Origin of the sequence: Lysobacter sp. TAB13, assembly GCF_052113885.1 — a bacterium.
In the GTDB taxonomy this organism is placed as follows: Bacteria; Pseudomonadota; Gammaproteobacteria; order Xanthomonadales; family Xanthomonadaceae; genus Lysobacter; species Lysobacter gummosus.
This window is the reverse complement of sequence record NZ_JBFRDR010000212.1, coordinates 1-442: the sequence shown is the minus strand read 5'-3', so window position 1 is coordinate 442 and position 442 is coordinate 1. Positions and strand designations below refer to the sequence as shown.

1 protein-coding gene is annotated in these 442 nt (G+C 69.9%); it reads right to left on the bottom strand.

Translation table 11 applies throughout. The annotated features are described in order from the left end of the window. On the bottom strand, positions 1 to 442 hold a 442-nt coding region (gene bcsN / locus AB4Y92_RS25870), incomplete at both ends, for a cellulose biosynthesis protein BcsN (RefSeq protein WP_441822222.1).

The following is a 442-nucleotide window of genomic DNA, read 5'->3' as shown; positions in this document are numbered from 1 at the left end:
GAACGGTCGGGTATCCTTCCAGGGGGCGGTCCGGCAAAGGCCTGTCTGGCAAAGACCTGTCTGGGACGGGGTCTCTCACCTCCGCACGGGCCGGTTGCGGACGCTTCGGGCGGGCAACCCGAGGCGGCCGCTCGAGCGCGTCAGGCAGGGATGTCTGGGGCATGGATGTCAGAGGCAGGGGATAGATCGGTGCGCCGGCTTCGCCGAGGTCGGGGGAGGGCGATGGCGCATCCCCGATCGGGTTCCAGCCCGGGCGCCTGAGCGAGGCGTTGACGGAAAAACCATAGGCCAGGCGCAGCAAGGCGGCCTCGGACGCGCCCGGCGCGCAGACGCGCAGTCGCACGGAGATCACGCCCGATCTGGGCCGGAAGAGGCTGTCGCCACTGGCGACCTGCTGCCAAGCGTAAAGGCAGCCATCCCCCCCTGCACCACGACCATAGGC